Origin of the sequence: Streptomyces sp. NPDC007907 (assembly GCF_042959365.1) — a bacterium.
In the GTDB taxonomy this organism is placed as follows: Bacteria; Actinomycetota; Actinomycetes; order Streptomycetales; family Streptomycetaceae; genus Streptomyces; species Streptomyces indiaensis.
This window is the reverse complement of sequence record NZ_JBIBKR010000004.1, coordinates 734,468-749,625: the sequence shown is the minus strand read 5'-3', so window position 1 is coordinate 749,625 and position 15,158 is coordinate 734,468. Positions and strand designations below refer to the sequence as shown.

General features: G+C 71.1%; 14 protein-coding genes and 1 pseudogene. 10 read left to right on the top strand and 5 right to left on the bottom strand.

The features are described from left to right. Nucleotides 1-100: 100 nt before the first annotated feature. The gene (locus ACFZDI_RS19665; protein WP_361121258.1) at nt 101-595 is read right to left on the bottom strand and encodes a DUF3145 domain-containing protein; all 495 of its coding nucleotides are present in this window, start codon (nt 593-595) and stop codon (nt 101-103) included. Between the two features lie 259 nt (nt 596-854). Between ACFZDI_RS19665 and ACFZDI_RS19660 the strand changes: the two genes are divergently transcribed. Both ACFZDI_RS19660 and ACFZDI_RS19655 read left to right on the top strand, forming a co-directional pair. Continuing rightward, nucleotides 855-1,748: an SGNH/GDSL hydrolase family protein gene (locus ACFZDI_RS19660; protein ID WP_391252022.1), complete on the top strand. Its 894-nt coding sequence runs from the start codon at nt 855-857 to the stop codon at nt 1,746-1,748. 10 nt (nt 1,749-1,758) lie between these two features. After that, nucleotides 1,759-2,730, top strand: coding sequence for a galactose-1-epimerase (locus tag ACFZDI_RS19655; RefSeq protein WP_391252020.1), 972 nt, complete (start codon nt 1,759-1,761; stop codon nt 2,728-2,730). An 81-nt stretch (nt 2,731-2,811) separates the two neighbouring features. On the opposite strand, the pseudogene ACFZDI_RS19650 reads toward ACFZDI_RS19655, so the two are convergent. After that, a pseudogene (locus ACFZDI_RS19650) lies at nt 2,812-3,180 on the bottom strand (fibronectin type III-like domain-contianing protein); the annotation flags it as partial. Nucleotides 3,181-3,398: 218 nt separating this feature from the next. On the opposite strand from ACFZDI_RS19650, the gene ACFZDI_RS19645 reads away from it, so the two are divergent. After that, nucleotides 3,399-4,631, top strand: a complete 1,233-nt coding sequence (locus ACFZDI_RS19645) for a pyroglutamyl peptidase (RefSeq protein WP_391252018.1) — start codon at nt 3,399-3,401, stop codon at nt 4,629-4,631. Here ACFZDI_RS19645 and ACFZDI_RS19640 read toward each other — a convergent pair. Further along, complete coding sequence (locus ACFZDI_RS19640) at nt 4,582-5,409, bottom strand: EI24 domain-containing protein (RefSeq protein ID WP_391252016.1); 828 nt, start codon at nt 5,407-5,409, stop codon at nt 4,582-4,584. The two genes, ACFZDI_RS19645 and ACFZDI_RS19640, sit on opposite strands and share 50 nt — an antisense overlap. A gap of 376 nt (nt 5,410-5,785) precedes the next feature. Between ACFZDI_RS19640 and ACFZDI_RS19635 the strand changes: the two genes are divergently transcribed. Then, nucleotides 5,786-6,934, top strand: coding sequence for a serine hydrolase (locus ACFZDI_RS19635; protein ID WP_391252014.1), 1,149 nt, complete (start codon nt 5,786-5,788; stop codon nt 6,932-6,934). A 97-nt stretch (nt 6,935-7,031) separates the two neighbouring features. Here the strand turns inward: ACFZDI_RS19635 and ACFZDI_RS19630 are convergent, their stop codons facing one another. Continuing rightward, nucleotides 7,032-7,451, bottom strand: coding sequence for an organic hydroperoxide resistance protein (locus ACFZDI_RS19630; RefSeq protein ID WP_234845241.1), 420 nt, complete (start codon nt 7,449-7,451; stop codon nt 7,032-7,034). An 85-nt stretch (nt 7,452-7,536) separates the two neighbouring features. After that, the gene (locus tag ACFZDI_RS19625) at nt 7,537-8,559 is read right to left on the bottom strand and encodes a zinc-binding dehydrogenase (RefSeq protein ID WP_391252011.1); all 1,023 of its coding nucleotides are present in this window, start codon (nt 8,557-8,559) and stop codon (nt 7,537-7,539) included. A gap of 96 nt (nt 8,560-8,655) precedes the next feature. On the opposite strand from ACFZDI_RS19625, the gene ACFZDI_RS19620 reads away from it, so the two are divergent. The 6 genes from ACFZDI_RS19620 (at nt 8,656) to chvE (ending at nt 15,124) form a co-directional block, all read left to right on the top strand. Further along, entirely contained in the window at nt 8,656-9,105 is a 450-nt protein-coding gene (locus tag ACFZDI_RS19620; RefSeq protein ID WP_234845239.1) for a MarR family winged helix-turn-helix transcriptional regulator, read from the top strand. Between the two features lie 858 nt (nt 9,106-9,963). Beyond that, nucleotides 9,964-10,419, top strand: a complete 456-nt coding sequence (locus ACFZDI_RS19615) for a hypothetical protein (protein ID WP_391252009.1) — start codon at nt 9,964-9,966, stop codon at nt 10,417-10,419. A gap of 207 nt (nt 10,420-10,626) precedes the next feature. Beyond that, the gene (locus ACFZDI_RS19610) at nt 10,627-11,790 is read left to right on the top strand and encodes a mandelate racemase/muconate lactonizing enzyme family protein (RefSeq protein WP_234845237.1); all 1,164 of its coding nucleotides are present in this window, start codon (nt 10,627-10,629) and stop codon (nt 11,788-11,790) included. After that, nucleotides 11,787-12,791 carry a zinc-binding dehydrogenase gene (locus ACFZDI_RS19605; RefSeq protein WP_234845236.1) on the top strand — a complete coding sequence of 335 codons (1,005 nt, stop codon included), beginning with the start codon at nt 11,787-11,789 and terminating at the stop codon, nt 12,789-12,791. Before ACFZDI_RS19610 ends, ACFZDI_RS19605 begins: the two co-directional genes overlap by 4 nt. Before the next feature lie 111 nt (nt 12,792-12,902). After that, a complete protein-coding gene (locus ACFZDI_RS19600) occupies nt 12,903-13,871 on the top strand; it encodes a hypothetical protein (RefSeq protein WP_391252006.1) in 969 nt (322 codons plus the stop codon). Nucleotides 13,872-14,011: 140 nt separating this feature from the next. Next, complete coding sequence (gene chvE / locus ACFZDI_RS19595; RefSeq protein ID WP_391252004.1) at nt 14,012-15,124, top strand: multiple monosaccharide ABC transporter substrate-binding protein; 1,113 nt, start codon at nt 14,012-14,014, stop codon at nt 15,122-15,124. Nucleotides 15,125-15,158: the final 34 nt, after the last annotated feature.

Below are 15,158 nucleotides of genomic sequence, written 5' to 3'. Positions count from 1 at the left end.
GCCACTCGCCGTTTTGTGTTGCGTCGTGTGCCGGGTGTCGGCCGGTGGGGGTCGTTCGCGCAGTTCCCCGCGCCCCCGACGGCACGTTCCCTCAGGGTGTTCACACCACCTGGTGCAGCCAGCGGACCGGGGCGCCTTCGCCGGCGTATCTGAAGGGTTCCAGTTCGTCGTCCCAGGGCTTGCCCAGGAGTTTGCCGATCTCGGCTTCCAGGTCGGTCTCGCCGAGCCGGCTGCGTTGCAGGGCCGCGCGCAGGCGGTCCTCGGGGATGAGGATGTCGCCGTGGATGCCGGTGACGGCGTGGTAGATGCCGAGGTCGGGGGTGCAGCTGTAGCGCTCGCCCTCGGCGGTGGGGCAGGGTTCCGCGGTGACCTCGAAGCGCAGCAGGTGCCAGCCGCGCAGTGCGGAGGCCAGCTTGGACGCCGTACCCGCCTGGCCCTGCCAGGAGAATTCCGAGCGCCAGGTGCCCGGGGCGGCCGGCTGGCGGATCCAGTCCAGGCTGACGCGTGTGCCGAGCACCCCGGCGACGGCCCACTCGACGTGCGGGCACAGCGCGCGCGGCGCGGAGTGCACGTACAGAACTCCACGTGTCGTCACCGGAACCTCCGGGCAGAGCGGGACATGGTGCAAACGGGCGGAACGGCTGTGACCGGGCGGGTCACGTTGAGGGCGAGGCTACCGTGCGGTGGCGCAAGGAGTGTGACGTACGGTCGGTCCAGGGGCCCGGAAACGCCCGCCATTCACCCAGGGGGACGCTTGTACGGGTGTGAGCCGTTGCACCTGATCGGTCGGGAACCCTCGTGCGTTGTTATGGGTTGGGGAGACAGGCACGGCGTGGCGAGGGGATGGACCAGGGATGCGGATGCGGGGCCGGCGTACACGGGGCGTTCTGGCCGTGGTCGCGGCGGCCGTGCTGGGCGTCGCCGGGTGTGATGCCGTGGGGGGTGATTCCGCCGCGCCGTCCGAGAGCGCGAAGCCGTCGCCGAAGCCCACTCCCCTGTGGGACCGCAGCCCTGCGTCCGTCGCGGCCGTCGGGGACTCCATCACACGCGGGTTCGACGCCTGTGACGTGCTGTCGGACTGCCCGGAGGCGTCCTGGGCGACCGGTGCCAGTCCCGAGGTCGACTCGCTCGCGGTGCGGCTGCTGGGCAGGACCGGGGCCGCCGAGCGGAGCTGGAACTACGCCGTGACCGGGGCGCGGATGGCCGATCTGCCCGGGCAGGTGGCCCGGGCGGTGCGGCGCGCGCCCCAGTTGGTGACGGTGATGGTGGGGGCCAACGACGCCTGCCGGTCCACGCCCTCGGCGATGACCCCGGTCTCCGCCTTCCGGGCCGACTTCGAGGACTCCCTGAAATCCCTGCGCAAGGCGTTGCCGAAGGCGCAGGTGTTCGTGGCGAGCGTGCCGAACCTGAAGCGGCTGTGGTCGGAGGGCCGCACCAGTCCCTTGGGCAAGCAGGTGTGGAAGCTGGGCATCTGCCCGTCGATGCTGGGTGACGCGGACGCCCTGGACTCGGCGGCGACCCTGCGGCGGGAGACGGTGCACAAGCGGGTGGAGGACTACAACAAGGTCCTGGAGGAGGTCTGCGCCGAGGACGAGCGCTGCCGTTACGACGGGGGCGCGGTGTACGACTACCGCTTCGGCACCGCCCAGTTGAGCCGTTGGGACTACTTCCACCCCAGTGTGAACGGACAGGCCCGCTTGGCGGAGATCGCGTACCGCACCGTCACCGCGAAAGGCCCCCTGACTTAGAGTTCCGCACATGAACGAACTCCTCGGAACACTTTCCGACGGGACCCCGGTGCAGCGCTGGACCCTGGCGAGGGCGGGCGTACGGGTGCGGGTGCTGTCGTACGGCGGGATCGTGCAGTCCGTGGAGGTGCCGGACCGGGAGGGCCGGGCCGGTGACGTGGTGCTGGGGTTCCCGGACCTCGACGGGTACCTGGCCCGTCCGGAGTCGTACCTGGGCGCTCTGGTCGGGAGGTACGCCAACCGGATCGCCGGCGCCCGCTTCACCCTGGACGGGCGGACGTACGCACTGGAACCGAACGACGGGCCGAACTCGCTGCACGGCGGCCCGAACGGCTTCGACAAGCGGGGGTGGGAGGCGGAGCCCGTGGAGCACGGGGTGCGGCTGACCCGGATCAGCCCGCATGGCGAGGAGGGGTTCCCGGGGCGCCTGGAGGTCACGGCGACGTACACGCTCGACGAGAGCGGGTCGCTGCGGATCGCGTACCAGGCGGTGACGGACGCGCCGACCGTGGTGAACCTGACGCACCACAGCTACTTCAACCTGGCCGGCTCCGGTGACGCGGGCGGCCACGAACTGCGGCTGGCCGCCTCCCGGTACACGCCGGTCGACGCGGACCTGATTCCCGCCGGCGCTCCCGAAGAGGTGACCGGTACGCGGTTCGACTTCCGCGAGGCACGCAAGACCGGCTCCGGGTACGACCACAACTTCGTACTCGACAAGGGGGTGACGGACACCCCGGTCGAGGTCGCCGAACTGTACGACCCGGCGTCCGGGCGGGTGCTGACGGTGGCGACCACCGAGCCCGGTCTCCATCTGTACACCGCCGACCACCTGGGCGAGCCCTTCGCGCCCGGGGACGGCATCGCGCTGGAGACCCAGCACTTTCCCGACTCGCCGAACCGGCCGGACTTCCCGACGACCGTGCTGCGGCCGGGCGAGGTGTTCCGCTCGGAGACGCTGTACCGGTTCGGCACCCGCTGAGCCACCCCGTGACAGACCACGAGCCCCGGTCCGGAGGTCAGGTCCCGGACCGGGGCTGCCTGGTGGGGAACGTGTCCCGGATCAGACGTTAATCGTCGCCGTGATCCTGCGGTCCGTGATCGAGCGTCCGACCTGGATCTCGTACGAACCCTTCACAAACGACCATGATCCGGTCACCTCGTCCCAGATCTCGAAGGCGCGGCACGGGAGGTCGACGGTGGCCTCGGCGCTCTCGCCGGGACCGGCCTCGACACACACGAAGCCGGCCGGCCGGCGTGCCGGGCGGGCGGGGTCGGGGGCACCCGGGGCGATGTAGAGCTGGACGACCTCGCAGCCGGGCCGGTCGCCGGTGTTGCGGAGGCGGACCGTCGCGGTGACCGTCCCGGCGGTCTCCTCCACCTCGACGGAGTCGTAGGTCCAGTCGGTGTAGCCGAGGCCGTGACCGAAGGGCGACCAGCGGGCCGGTACGGCGACCACCACCTCCACCTCGACGAGGGACGCCGCGGCGGCGATACCCGGCTGAGCCCCACCGCATTCCCGGACGCGCTACGGGAGGCCGCGGCGGGGATCGCCGGCTGAGTCCCACCCATGGCGTGGCCCCCGTCCGTCACGCGATACTGCGGCCGTCCGGCACCGACCCCCCACCACGACGGAAGGCCTGAACCCCCTTGACACGCATATGCGTTCGCCTCGGCCTGCTCGGTCTCGCCCTGCTGACCGGCTTCGCCACCCCGACGGCCGCGAGCGCCGCCCCGGCGGCCCCCTCTCCCACCGTCGAGGAGCAGCGGCTCGACCGGGCAGCGCCCCAGGAGATCCTGCGTCGCTCCGGATTCGACGCCCTGGCCCCGCGGTTGGCGCGGGCCCTCGACTCGGCCCGCTCCTACGGCGAGGCCCGCCGGGCGGTGGCACGCGAGGGCTCGGGGCTGTGGCGGCATGCGGTCGACCGGGCGCAGGGGCGTGGCCCGGACGGCGGCGACCTGAGCCGGGACGACGACCGGCCGCTGTACTGGGCGCGGCTCGGGATGACGCGTGAAGTGCGCACGTGGGAGCCGCGGTTCGGCCTGACGGACCGGGAGCGGGCCGCGCTGCTCGACGAGTTGGAGCGCACCTCGCGCGGTCAGGACTCGGTCCGGTATCCGCACGGCAAGGACCTGAAGCGGATCCTGCTCACCGGATTCGACCCGTTCACCCTGGACCGGGACATCCGCATCTCCAACCCGTCCGGCGCCACCGCGCTGGCCCTGGACGGCACGGTGCTCGACACGGCGGACGGCCCGGCCCGGGTGGAGACGGTGGTGTTCCCGGTGCGCTGGCAGGACTTCACCGACGGCACGGTGGAGCGGGCACTGCGGCCGCACCTGCCGCGGACCGACCTGTTCACGACGGTGAGCCAGGGCCGGGTAGGGCGGTTCGACATCGAGCGGACCAACGGGGCCTGGCGGGGCGGCTTCGGGGACAACGACAACATCGGCCGCACCGAGACCGTGCCGGTCTCCGACCCGGCCTCGCAGCCGCAGTGGACGACGACCACGCTGCCCCACGCGGCGATCGTCACCGCGAGCACCGGCCGCTTCCCGGTCTACGACAACACCACCGTCACCGAGATCCCGGCCGGCGGCTCCCAGCCCGTCGTCCGCCCCGACGGACCGACGCCCGGTTCCACCGCACGCGCGGGCGGCGGCGGGGACTACCTCTCCAACGAGATCGCCTACCGGGCGACGCTGCTGCGCGACCGGCTGGGGCTGCGCGACACGCTGCCGGGCGGGCATGTGCACACACCGGTGCTGCAATTCGGCGCGGGGAACACCACCGAGGTCACCGACCCGGAGTTCGTGCGCAACCGGCTGGACATCATCGCCCAGGTGAGGGCCATTCTGAGGGTGGCTGCGGAAGCGTCGTGACCGCCTGGTCGTCCTCCTCGCCGCCCTCACGGATGTCCTCGCCCAGCAGGTCACGTGCCATGAGGGTGGCGCCCGCCACCGCGCCCGGCATCAGGAACACCGCGACGACCGGCACCAGGAACGCCACGGCGAGCGGCGTGCCGAAGCCCCAGACGAGGGTCTTGCGGGAGCGCAGCAGGGTGAGGCGGGTGCGCAGTTCGACGCTGCGGCGCTGGAGGGCGACGGCGGTCAGTTCCTCGGTGAGGAAGAACCCGGTGACGAAGAACCCGATCACCGGGACGGCCGTCTGCCCGACCACCGGGAGGAAACCGCACGCGAAGAGCAGCACCCCCCACAGGGCGGCCCGCACCACGATCCGGAGGCTGTCCCGGGCGGAGATCCACAGTTCGCGCCAGAGCGGCAGCCCCGACTCGGGGGCGTGCCCGTCCGGGGAGACGTCCCGGTCGACCCTCTCCGAGAGGTTCTCGTAGAAGGGCTGCCCGATCAGCAAGGTCACCGCGGTGAAGGTCACGACGGCGAGGAGCAGGGAGAGGGCGAACAGCACGGCGGTGAGGAAGCCGCGGAAGAGGGCGAGCCACGGGCTGGACCAGTCGTCGGCGAAGGGCGTCGCCCAGGTGACGGCGTCCTCGCCCCACAGCGCCAGCGCCACGAGCGCCGCCGCGTACAGGACGAGGGTGATCAGCCCCGGGAGCAGCCCGAAGCCGAGGCTTCTGCCGTGCCGGGCCACCCATCGCTGGCCCTTCAGGAGGTACCGGAAACCCGTCCCTAGATCGCGCATGGGGAAACCCTATCCGGGCCCGTGTCGCGTGCTTGACGCGCTCCGGTCACACCGCTGTCACAGGCCGCGCAGGTCAGGCCGGACGCGCCGGGGCGGGCCGTCCGGGTCGCCGGGGACGCCGACGCGCTCGTCGTGCCGTTGAGTCGAACCGGTGCGCCGTGCCGTACCGATCTCGACAAGCCCCAGGAGGAGGTAGGCGTGCGCACCACGAGAACCGTTCCTGCGAGACCGTCGCCGATCGCCGCCCTCCCCGGCACCGGCACCCTCGCCGATGCGGCGTCGAACCACTCTTCCGGGACCCTTCCGAGGGGGAATTCCCGCAGGTGGCAGGGGAAATGATCGCAGGGGCACAGAGCGCTTCAGTCAAGGAGAGCGGATGACGCAGGAGATCCACGGCAGTGTGGCGGACGGTTTCGAGGCGGTGCGCGAGGAGTTCGCCGCGTTCGTCGCGGGAGAGCGGGCCGACTACGAGGGGCAGCTGTGCGCCTACGTCCGCGGCCGGAAGGTCGTCGACCTGTGGGCGGGGACCGACGCCGACGCCCTCTACGGTGTGTTCTCGTCCACGAAGGGCGCCGCCTACCTGGTCGTGGCTCTGCTCGTCCAGGACGGCACGCTCGAACTGGACCGCAAGGTGACGTACTACTGGCCGGAGTTCGCGGCCGAGGGCAAGGGCGCCCTGACGCTGCGGGACCTGCTGGCGCACCGGGCGGGGGTGGTCGGCACGGACACCGGCTTCACGCTCGCGGAGCTGGCAGACGACCGCCAGCTCGCCGAGCGCCTCGCCGACCAGCGGCCGTTCTGGCGCCCCGGTACGGCCTTCGGCTACCACGCGCTGGTCGCCGGCGCCCTGGTCGGCGAGGTCGTACGCCGGGCGACCGGCCGCCCGCTCCAGGAGGTCTACCAGGAGCGGATCAGGGCCCCGTACGGGCTGGACTTCCACCTCGGTCTGCCCGCGTCCGAGGAGCCGCGCTTCCGCACCACCCAGCCGATGGAGCCGACCCCCGAGCAGCGGGCCGTGCTCGACGCCACGCCCACAGGCCCGCACTCGCTGGCCTCCATCGCGTTCAACCGCAACACGCCGGAGCCGACCGACCTCGCCTGTCTCCCCAACACGCCGCTGATCCGGGCGAAGGGCCCGGCGTCGGTGGGCGGGGTGGCGTCCGCGCGGGGCCTGGCGGGGATGTACGCGGCGGCGATCAGCGGCATGGGCGAACAGCCGGCGCTGCTGAAACCGGACACCGTCGCGGAGTTCGGGCAGTTCCACTCGGTCGGCTACGACCTGGTGGCCCGGGCCCACAAGTCGTTCGGGCTGGGCTTCCAGACGACGGCTGACACGTGGCACCCGTTCCTCGGGGCCGGGACGATCGGGCACAGCGGCGCGGGTGGCTCCCAGGCCTTCGCGGACCCGTGGAGCGGCCTCGCCTACGGCTACACGCGCCGGCGGTTCGCCTTCCCGGGCGGTGCGGCCCCGGAGAACGACCGACTGGCCCGCTCGGTGCACGCGGCGGCGCTGGCTCTCCGGTGAGGGGGCCGGGGGCGCCTGGCTCCCCGGGGGCCCGGGCAAGGGTGGAGGCCGCACCCCACGTCCAAGGGTGCGGCCTCCGCGTACGCAACGAGCGTGGTCAGACCAGCGTCACGGTGATGTTGCCGCGGGTCGCCTTCGAGTACGGGCAGACCTCGTGGGCCTTCTCGATAAGGGACCGGGCGGTTCCCCGGTCCGTCTTCGGGATGTCCGCCGAGATCTCGACGATGATCCCGAAGCCGTCCCCGTTCTTGCCGAGGCCGACCTTCGCGGTCACGGTCGAACCGGAGAGGTCGGCCCCCTCCTGACGGGCGACGACACCGAGAGCCCCCTGGAAGCAGGCGCTGTACCCGGCGGCGAACAGCTGCTCCGGGTTGGTGCCGGCGCCGCTCCCGCCCATCTCCTTCGGCGGGTTGACGACGACGTCGAGCCTGCCGTCGTCGGTGGCGACCCGGCCGTCGCGCCCGTTCTCGGCGGTGGCGACGGCGGTGTACAGGACGTCGGACTGCTGGATCGGCATGCGGTGGTGTTCCTTAGGTCGTCCGCCGCGGCTCGCGCCCGGGCCGGGACGGATTCGGAAACAAGTTACCGCATGCCGGAAGGCGTCAGAGCTTGACGATCATCTTCCCGGTGTTGTCGCCGCGCAGAACACCCAGGAACGCCTCCACGTTGTTCTCGATGCCCTCGACGACGGTCTCGCGGTACTTCAGCTCGCCGGAGGCGACCCAGGGGGCGACCTCCTGCACGAACTGCGGCTGAAGGTCGTAGTGGTCCCCGACCAGGAAGCCCTCGATGCGGCCGCGGGTCGCGATCAGGCGGGCGAGGTTCCTCGGGCCCGGGGCGGGCTCGGTGTTGTTGTAGACGGAGATCATGCCGCAGACGGCGATCCGGCCGCCCTGGTTGAGCGAGCCGATGGCCGCCTCCAGGTGGTCACCGCCGACATTGTCGAAGTAGACGTCGATGCCGTCGGGGGCGGCTGCGCGCAGCTGCTCGGCGACGGGCCCGTCCTTGTAGTTGAAGGCGGCGTCGAAGCCGTACTCCTCCTTGAGGAGCTTCACCTTCTCGTCCGAGCCGGCGGAGCCGATGACCCGCGAGGCGCCCTTCACCTTGGCGATCTGGCCGACCTGGCCGCCCACGGCACCGGCGGCACCGGACACGAAGACGGCGTCGCCCTCCTTGAAGGCGGCGGTCCGCAGCAGGCCCGCGTAGGCGGTGAGGCCGGTCATGCCAAGCACACCGAGGTACGTCGACAGCGGCGCGGCGTCCGGGTCCACCTTCACGGCGTTCTTGGCGTCGACGACGGCGTACTCACGCCACCCGAAGAAGTGCAGCACGTGGTCCCCGACGGACAGCCCCTCGGCATTCGAGGCCACGACCTCGCCGACGGCGCCGCCCTGCATGACCTTGCCGATCTCGAAGGGGGCGACATAGGACTTCGCGTCGCTCATGCGGCCTCGCATGTACGGGTCCACGGAGAGGTACTTGTTCCGGACGAGGACCTGGCCCTCGCCCGGCTGCGGTACGTCCACCTCGACGAAGGCGAAGTCCTCGGGCTTGGGCCAGCCGACGGGACGGCTCGCCAGGTGCCACTCGCGGCTGACGGCGGGGAGGGCGGGGGTGTCGGTCATGGTGCGCCTTACCTCACTGACTCGATGTTTCAGTACCTGAAACAACCATGCTCCTGAAAATTTCAGGTTGTCAAATAACCGGGTACCCTCGAAGCCATGGCCTCCACCCCATCGACACCCCAGGACATGAGCAGACACCCGGATCCGCTGACCCTCGAGGTCGTCGAGCTGATCGGGGAGGTCGTGGCGCGGTTCCACGAGGACTACGAGTCGGCGGCGGCGGAGCACTCGCTCACCGGCGCGCAGGCACGGCTGCTCAGCCTGCTGTGCCTCGAACCGCTGCCGATGCGGAGGCTGGCCCAGCAGCTGAAGTGCGAGCCGTCCAACGTCACGGGGATCGTGGACCGGCTGGAGGCCCGGGGCCTGGTCGAGCGGCAGCCGGCTCCCGCCGACCGCCGGGTGAAGGTGGCGGCGGCGACGGCGGAGGGGCGCAAGGTCGCCCGGAGCCTGCGGGAGACGCTGCGGTTCGCCCGCGAGCCCCTGGCCGGGCTCTCCGAGGAGGAGCGGGTGGCCTTGCGGGACACACTGCGGCGCATGCTGGGCTGAGACGGGCCGGCGCAGGGACCTTGAGGGGGCTCAGCGGACCAGGCGGCAGCGCGGTTGACCGCCCCCCGCCCACGCCGACCGTGCCGCTCGGCTGCGGGCAGAGGCGGCCGTACTGCTGCGGTTCGCGAACGGGGCGCCGCGGACCGCCCCGGGCGTCGCGGAACGCGAACGGTGCCGTCGCGGGGCGGGGCACCTGACGGTCCCGGGACCCCGGGCGGGAAGAGCGGCAGCGGTCCGCCGGTGTTAGGCGCACCACCAGAGGAAGCGCGTGCACGGCTCGGAAGCGGAGGGTTCCGGTTCCGGGGCGCGGGTGGTCGGTTCCGAGGTCGGTTCGGGGCCCGGGCCGGAGGTCGGCGGGGCGGCCGTGGGAGACGGTGCCGGGCCGGTGGGGGCATCCCCCGCCGCCGACTCGGGGCCTTTCGACGGTTCGTCGCCGTCCGGGGACTCCGACGTCTCGCCCTTCGGGGATGGGGAAGAGGACGGCGAGTCAGACGCCGTCGGTGAAGCGGAGCCTGACGGGCCCTCGGCGTCCGCACCCTTGCGGTCCGCGTCGCGGCCCGGCTCTCCGGCCTCCGGTGCGGCGTCCCCGTCGGCCGACTCGCCCCCGGCGGCGGCCGGCCTGGGTGTCGAACTGGGGGCGTCCATGCCGAGTTCCGCGAGGCTCAGGCCCCCGGCCGCCAGCACGAATCCGGCGGCCACGAACAGGGTCCGGCGCCGGCGCCGGCGGTGGGCCGCGGCCTTGCGGTCACGCCGGCTCGACCCGCCCGGACCGTCGGCGGCCGAGCCACGCCCACGCCCACGCCGCCGGGCCGCACGCCCCACGGGCTCACCGTCGCCGTCACCCTCGTCATCGTCGCCGTGGCTGTAGGCGTCATCGCCATCGCCGTGGCTGTACGCCTCATCGTCATCGCCGTGGCTGTACGCCTCATCGTCATCGCCGTGGCCGTACGCGTCACCGTCAACGGCGTGGCCGTACGCGTCGCGGCCCTCTCCGAACGCGTCGCGACCCTCTCCGAACGCGTCGCGACCCTCTCCGAACGCGTCGCGACCCTCTCCGTACGCGTCACGGTCCTCTCCGTACGCGTCGCGGCCCTCTCCGTCGCCGCGCAACCCGCGGTCCTCGCCGTACGGGTCGCCGCCGTGCCCGGCGTGCACCGCATCGCGTCGGCGCAGCGTTTGGACGGAGGCGCCGCACCCCGGGCAGGCGAGGGCGCCGTTGAGGTGCCGTCGGCACGGGTCGCAGTAGTCCATGACGCCGGAAGATTAAGTTCCGCGCCGGTCACGTTCCTAGATCCCGCTGTGAAGGTTCTGTAGGGACCCGGCGCCCGAGTGGTTTCGAAACTGTCGAAACCGTTATGCGCGCGACCCATTGACACCCCCCACGCCCGATCCTTACTGTCACGCCAGCATTTCGAACGTGTGCCGAAATCTCGAACAAGCCGAGGCGCCGGGACGCGTGCGGGACGCTGACGGAACAGACTGAGAAGAACCGAGCCGACGAAGCTGCGAGGGACAACCGCCGTGCGCATCACCGGAATCAGCACACACGTGGTCGGGACGCCGTGGCGCAACCTGACGTACGTCCAGGTGCACACCGACGAGGGGATCACCGGAGTCGGCGAGACCCGGATGCTGGGACACACCGACGCCCTTCTCGGCTACCTGAGGGAGGCCGAGGCCAACCACGTTCTCGGCTCCGACCCCTTCGCCGTCGAGGACCTCGTCAAGCGCATGAAGTACGGCGACTACGGCCGTGCGGGCGAGATCGTCATGTCCGGTATCGCGGTGATCGAGATGGCCTGCTGGGACATCAAGGGCAAGGCGCTGGGGGTCCCCGTCTGGCAGCTGCTGGGCGGCAAGGTCACCGACAAGGTCAAGGCGTACGCCAACGGCTGGTACACCACCGAGCGGACCCCGGAGGCCTACCACAAGGCCGCCCAGGGCGTGATGGAGCGCGGCTACCGGGCGCTGAAGATCGACCCCTTCGGCACCGGTCACTACGAGCTGGACCACGAGCAGACCCTGTACGCGGTCTCCCTGATCGAGGCCGTCCGGGACGCCATCGGCCCCGAGGCCGAGCTGATGCTGGAGATGCACGGCCGGTTCTCGCCGTCGACCGCGGTCCGCCTCGCCAAGGAGCTCGCGCCCTTCAAGCCGGCGTGGCTGGAGGAGCCGGTCCCGCCGGAGAACCTGAAGGCGCTGGAGAAGGTCGCGGCCAAGGTCGACATGCCGGTCGCGACCGGGGAGCGCATCCACGACCGGATCGAGTTCCGGGAGCTGTTCGAGAGCCAGGCCGTCGACATCATCCAGCCGGACGTCGGCCACATCGGCGGCATCTGGGAGACCAGGAAGCTCGCGGCGACCGCCGAGACGCACTACATGCTGGTGGCTCCGCACAACGTGGGCGGTTCGGTGCTGACCGCCGCGTCGCTCCAGGTCGGTTTCACCTCCCCGAACTTCAAGATCCTGGAGCACTTCAACGACTTCGCGGACGCGGAGATCAAGAAGGTGGTCAAGGGCGCCCCGCAGGTGAACCCGGAGGACGGCTGCTTCCACCTCTCCGACACCCCCGGCCTCGGTGTGGAGCTGGACGTCGACGCCGCCGCCGAATTCCCCCAGCAGCAGGCCCGGTTCGACCTCTGGGCGGAGGGCTGGGAACAGCGCAAGCCGAAGGGCTCGCAGTGAGCACCGCGGTCGTCGTCGACGCCCCGGGCGAACACCGTCTCGTCCCGCACGAGCCGCGGCGGCCCGGTGCCGGCGAGGCCCTGGTGCGGGTGCACGCCGCCGGGATCTGCGGCAGCGACCGCGAGGTCTACCAGGGCAACCGGCCCGAGGGCTATGTGCGTTACCCGCTGACCCCGGGCCACGAGTGGTCCGGGACGGTGGAGGCCGTGGGCACCGGCGTCCCGGAGTCCCTCGTGGGCCGCAAGGTCGTCGGTGAGGGCTTTCGAAACTGTCAGGTCTGCGACCGCTGCCACGCGGGCGACACGACCCTGTGCACGGCCGGCTACGAGGAGACCGGGTTCACCCAGCCGGGCGCGATGGCCGCCACGCTGACCCTGCCGGCCCGTCTCCTGCACGCCCTCCCGGACGACTGCGACCTGACGGCCGCGGCCCTCCTGGAGCCGGCCGCGTGCATCGCGGCAGCCGCCCTGAAGGGCAACGCGCGGCCCGGTGAGCGCGTCGCCGTGGTCGGCACCGGCACGCTCGGCATGTTCGCCGTGCAGTTCCTCAAGGCCAACTCGCCGGCCGAGCTGCTGGTCGTCGGCACCCGCCGGGACCGCGAGGCGCTGTCGCGGAGTTATGGCGCGACGGACTTCCGGACGAAGGACCAGCAGCTCCCGGACGACTTCGACGTGGTGATCGAGACGGCCGGGTCCGCGGACGCCGCCCGGATCTCGGCCGGTCTGCTCCGGCGCGGCGGGCGGCTGGTCCTGACCGGCATCCCGGCGCCGGACGCCGACGGTCTCGACCCGACCGACCTCGTCGTACGGCAGCTGGAGGTGCACACCGTCTTCGGTGCGCCGCCGGACGCCTGGGCGCACACGGTGCGGGTGTTCGCCGCCGGTCTGCTCGACCCGCTGCCGCTGGTGACGCACGAGCTGCCCCTCACCGAGTTCTCGCAGGCCATCGCACTGGTCGGGGCCGGCGACCCCACGGTGGGCAAGGTCCTGCTCCGCCCCTAGTCGTACGCCGGTACGGGAGCAACCTGACGGCCCCCGTACCGGCGTACACCCAGCCTTGCCCTGCCCAGAGCCGCGAACCTCGTCCGAAATATCGAACTGAAGGACATTCCTGTGACCGACGCTTCCGCCACGGCAGCCCGCAGGCCCGGTGAGCCGGCCCTCGCCGCGCTGGGCCTGAGCGCACCCGACCCCGATCCCGCCGACACGTCCGCGCACTCCTTCCCCGGCGGCGGCCGCTGGCGCACCGAGATCCCCTCCTGCGAGGGCCCCGAGGCACTCGCGGTGGCGCTGAAGGAGGCCTCGCGGCTGGACGTGCCCATCCACCGGATCAGCCAGGGCAGCGGCGTGTGGATGCTGTCCGACGCCGAGATCACCGAGATGGTCGAGTCGACCGGTGAACGCGACATCGAGCTCTGCCTGTTCACCGGCCCGCGCGGCACCTGGGACATCGGCGGGTCCACGCGCACCGACTCGCGGGGGGCCGGACTGCGCGCCCGCGGCCACGACGCCGTCGCCGGTTGTGTCGAAGACGCCGTCCGGGCAACCGAGCTGGGCGTCAGGTGCCTGCTCGTCGCCGACGAAGGCGTGCTGTGGACGCTGCACCGGGCACGGGCGGCCGGCATCATCCCGGCCGACACGACGCTCAAGGTCTCCGCGCTCATCGGGCCGGTCAACCCGGCCGCGTACGCGGTCTACGAGCGCCTGGGCGCCGACTCCGTCAACGTGCCCAGCGACCTGACGCTCGATCACCTCACCGAGATCCGCCGGGTGTCGGGCGCCCCGATGGACATGTACATCGAGGCACCGGACGACCTCGGCGGCTACGTCCGCATGTACGAGGTGGCCGAGCTCATCAGACGCGGCGCCCCGTTGTACCTGAAGTTCGGCTTGTCCAAGGCCCCCGGCATCTATCCGTACGGGCACCACATGCGGGAGTTGACCCTGGCCACCGCCAGGGAGCGGGTGCGCCGCGGCCGGCTCGCCCTGGACCTCCTGGCGCGCCACGGAGCGGACGGCGACATGGCGCCGCTCGGGTCCCGGCTGCCGGGCGATCTGCAACGGTTCGAAATCTCGTCATAACGTTCCGGCTACTCGACTTCACAAAAGAAGACACAGTCGACCACAATCCACCACAACTCTTCTCGGTCTTTCCGGCACGACCACCAAGGAGCGACTTCGCGCCTCAGACCGAGCCCTGCCACAGATCAAGGATGATGATCATGCGTATCCGCAGAGCCGCAGTCACCGCCATAGCCGGAGCCGCCTCCCTCGCCCTGACCCTGTCCGCCTGCGGCCAGAGCGGTGAGGGCGGCAGCAAGGAGAGCGGAGGCGACACGAAGGGCGCCACCATCGGCATCGCGATGCCGACCAAGTCCTCCGAGCGCTGGATCGCCGACGGCAACAACGTCGTCAAGGACCTCCGGTCCAAGGGCTACAAGACCAAGCTGGTCTACGGCGAGGACGACCCGGACCAGCAGGTCTCGCAGGTCGAGAACCTGATCACGCAGGGCGTCAAGGCACTGATCATCGCCGCGATCGACAACAAGTCGATGAACAACGTGCTCCAGCAGGCCAAGGACGCGAACATCCCGGTCATCTCCTACGACCGCCTGATCCTCGGCACGCAGAACGTCGACTACTACGCCTCCTTCGACAACGAGAAGGTCGGCGAGCTCCAGGGCACCTACATCGTCGAGAAGCTCGGCCTGAAGGACGGCTCCAAGAAGGGCCCGTTCAACATCGAGCTGTTCGCCGGCTCCAACGACGACAACAACACCCGCTACTTCTTCCAGGGCGCCATGAACGTCCTGCAGCCCTACATCGACAAGAAGCAGCTCGTCGTCCGCTCCGGCCAGACCAAGCTCAACCAGGTCACCACCCTGCGCTGGGACGGCGGCACCGCGCAGAAGCGCATGGACGACATCCTGACCTCCGCCTACAAGAGCCAGCGGGTCGACGCCGTCCTCTCCCCCTACGACGGCATCTCCATCGGCATCCTGTCGGCCCTGAAGTCCGACGACTACGGCTCCAAGAGCAAGCCGCTGCCGGTCGTCACGGGCCAGGACGCCGAGGTCGCCTCGGTGAAGTCGATCATCGCCGGCCAGCAGTCGATGACCGTCTACAAGGACACCCGCCAGCTCGCCAAGGTGTCCTCGAACATGGTCGACGCGCTGCTCAACAAGAAGAAGCCCGAGGTCAACGACACCAAGACCTACGACAACGGCGCGAAGGTCGTCCCGGCCTACCTGCTGGAGCCGGTCGCGGTCGACAAGTCGAACTACCAGGAGGAGGTCGTCGACTCCGGCTACATCAAGGAGAGCGACCTCAAGTAGTCCCCGCCACCGACCGACGATTCACCACTGATTG

Bases quoted from the DNA above. Each gene is read 5' to 3' on its own strand.
- chvE (WP_391252004.1), top strand. From the start codon at position 14,012: ATGCGTATCCGCAGAGCCGCAGTCACCGCCATAGCCGGAGCCGCCTCC.
- ACFZDI_RS19620 (WP_234845239.1), top strand. From the start codon at position 8,656: ATGGCCTCCACCCCATCGACACCCCAGGACATGAGCAGACACCCGGAT.
- ACFZDI_RS19655 (WP_391252020.1), top strand. From the start codon at position 1,759: ATGAACGAACTCCTCGGAACACTTTCCGACGGGACCCCGGTGCAGCGC.
- ACFZDI_RS19630 (WP_234845241.1), bottom strand. From the start codon at position 7,451: ATGCCGATCCAGCAGTCCGACGTCCTGTACACCGCCGTCGCCACCGCC.
- ACFZDI_RS19625 (WP_391252011.1), bottom strand. From the start codon at position 8,559: ATGACCGACACCCCCGCCCTCCCCGCCGTCAGCCGCGAGTGGCACCTG.
- ACFZDI_RS19660 (WP_391252022.1), top strand. From the start codon at position 855: ATGCGGATGCGGGGCCGGCGTACACGGGGCGTTCTGGCCGTGGTCGCG.
- ACFZDI_RS19640 (WP_391252016.1), bottom strand. From the start codon at position 5,409: ATGCGCGATCTAGGGACGGGTTTCCGGTACCTCCTGAAGGGCCAGCGA.
- ACFZDI_RS19635 (WP_391252014.1), top strand. From the start codon at position 5,786: ATGACGCAGGAGATCCACGGCAGTGTGGCGGACGGTTTCGAGGCGGTG.